This is a genomic window from Gemmatimonadota bacterium (genome assembly GCA_016209965.1).
In the GTDB taxonomy this organism is placed as follows: Bacteria; Gemmatimonadota; Gemmatimonadetes; order Longimicrobiales; family RSA9; genus JACQVE01.
On the sequence record JACQVE010000177.1, the window covers coordinates 1 to 2,382 of the forward strand.

Consider the following 2,382-nt stretch of genomic DNA (forward strand, 5'->3'; position numbering starts at 1 on the left):
CCCCACCTCCAGGCCCCCTGGACCTCGACCCCGAGTCCATGCGCCGGCTGGGCTACCGCGTCGTGGACACGCTCGTCGAGCGCCTGGCCCGGCTGGACCAATCACCCGCATGGCAGGGCGCCTCCCGCCCAGAGATGGAGGCGCGCCTGCGCGAGGCTCCGCCCGCCGCGCCGCGGGACTTCCACCAGTTGCTGGACCGGCTGCTCCACGACGTGCTCCCCTATGCCGGCCGCATCGACCACCCCCGCTTCTTCGCCTTCATCCCGAGCTGCCCCACCTGGCCCGGCGTGCTCGGCGACTTCCTGGCCAGCGGCTTCAACATCTTTCAGGGCACCTGGCTCGAATCGGCCGGGCCCAGCGCCCTCGAGCTGGTCGTGCTGGATTGGTTCAAGGAGTGGATCGGCTACCCGGCCGAGGCAGCAGGGCTGCTCCTGAGCGGCGGCTCGGCGGCGAACCTCACGGCGCTGGCGTGCGCCCGGCAGACGCGGCTCGGTGCGCATTCCGAGCGCGCCGTCGTCTACCTCTCTCAGCAGGGGCACTCCAGCATGGAGCGCGCGGCCCGCATCCTGGGCTTCCGGCCCTCGCAGGTGCGGGTGCTGCCCGTGGATCACCGCTTCCGCATCCGGATCGACGCCTTTCGCGCCGCCCTCGAACAGGACCGGCAGGCAGGGCTCGAGCCCTTCCTCGCCGTCGCCAATGCTGGCGCCACCAGCACCGGCGCCATCGACCCGCTGCCCGAGCTGGCCGCACTGGCCGCCGAGCAGGGCGTCTGGCTGCACGTGGACGCCGCCTACGGCGGCTTTGCCGTCCTTACCGAACGCGGCCGCGAGTGGCTGCGCGGGCTCGAACAGGCCCACTCCATCACGCTCGACCCGCACAAGTGGCTGTTCCAGCCCTACGAGGCCGGCTGCCTGCTGATCCGGGAGGGTCGGCGCCTGACCGAAGCCTTCCATGTCCTGCCCGACTACCTCCAGGACACCACCGTCGCAGGCGCCGAGGTCAACTTCGGCGACCGCGGCATCCAGCTCAGCCGCGCCGCCCGCGGGCTCAAGATCTGGCTCTCGATCCAGTGCTTCGGCGTAGACGCCTTCCGCACCGCCATTGACCGCGCCCTGGACCTGGCGCTCCTCGCCCAGAAAAGGATCGAGGCCTCGCCTGCCCTCGAGCTCCTCGCGCCCGCTATGCTGGGTGTGGTCTGCTTCCGCCGCATTCTGCCAGGGGCAGCGGTTTCCGAAGAGCTGCTCGAACGGGTCAACGCCGAACTGGTCAGCCGCCTCGCGCAGAGCGGGCTGGGCATGATTTCCTCCACCCGGATCGACGGCCGCTACGCCCCGCGCCTCTGCATCATGAACCACCGCAGCCGCCTCGAGGACGTCGAGCGCGTGCTCGACTGGCTCGAAACGGCGCCGCTCCAGCTTCCGGACAAGTGCTAGCGTGGTCGCCGGGGACTTCGCGCCCTGGTGCGGTGCCCTGCGCGGCGGGGCTGGGGTAGTGCAAGCGTTCGAGGGCGAGAGGCGGGCGGGCGCAGTAGCGCAGCAGGCGTTCGCGGCCGTTGCGGTCGTGGGCCTCGAGGTGGTGCTGGACGATGGCATATTGCAAGCGGGCGCCCCTAGCCGACAAGCCTGCGGAGCATCCTGCGTTGTGTCTCCGGCAACTGGTCCTCCACCTGGCGCCATGATAGGCCGGCATTAAAGGCCGTGATGAAGCGGGCGTTGCCCGCGTCGTCGGCGGCGTGAGGCTCTCCGAGCACCTCAGCAAACCACGCCGCCACTTCCTGCCATCTCCACATTCGCTGCCGCGTCTTGAAATGCGTCGCGGGAGCGGGAAAACCTCCCGGGCCTCGCTTGCCGCCGATCAGCAGGCGCACGCTTTCCCGGGTCCGGCCGGTGCGCTCGGCGATCTCGCTCATGGTCACGAGATCGTCGGGCTCGAGATGCACCACGCGGGCCGCCAATCCAGCCCCCTCGATGGCCTCGGTAGCCGTGAAAACGGCGTCGGCGAACGACTTTGCTTCCCGATCAAAATCGAGGTACTGAACGGCTCCCACCTTGCCTACCGTCGCGTCATCGCACCCGGCGTCGAACAAGGCATTCAAATTCGCCTCGTCCTGAAGGTCCGGTCCCGCAACGATCAACGCAAATTGATGGCTGATCATCGATCTGACTCCCCCGTGTGCGGGCAGCGGCCGACGGCCCGTCTGAGTTGCTTGGCGTGGTTGCCGGGACGCCGAGGTGTCGACCAGATTGGTTCTTCGGGCCGCGGCTCTCGCTCACCCCCGCTACCACCAGCTCCTGGACGTGCGGTGAGAGCACCTCGTACAGCCACCCCGACAGCGTCCCTTCCTCCAGGCACAGGTGGCGCGTGCCCGGGACCGCCCGGATC

Annotated in this window: 2 protein-coding genes; one reads left to right on the forward strand and one right to left on the reverse strand. The window is 69.5% G+C overall.

The features are described 5' to 3' along the window. A partial coding sequence (locus HY703_07320; GenBank protein MBI4544985.1) for an aminotransferase class I/II-fold pyridoxal phosphate-dependent enzyme occupies positions 1-1,433 on the forward strand: 1,433 nt, incomplete at its 5' end. 176 nt (positions 1,434-1,609) lie between these two features. Here the strand turns inward: HY703_07320 and HY703_07325 are convergent. After that, positions 1,610-2,155, reverse strand: coding sequence for a hypothetical protein (locus HY703_07325; protein ID MBI4544986.1), 546 nt, complete (start codon positions 2,153-2,155; stop codon positions 1,610-1,612). Between the last annotated feature and the right edge of the window lie 227 nt (positions 2,156-2,382).

Coding starts and splice junctions, on each gene's coding strand:
- HY703_07325 (MBI4544986.1), bottom strand. CDS start 2,155: ATGATCAGCCATCAATTTGCGTTGATCGTTGCGGGACCGGACCTTCAG.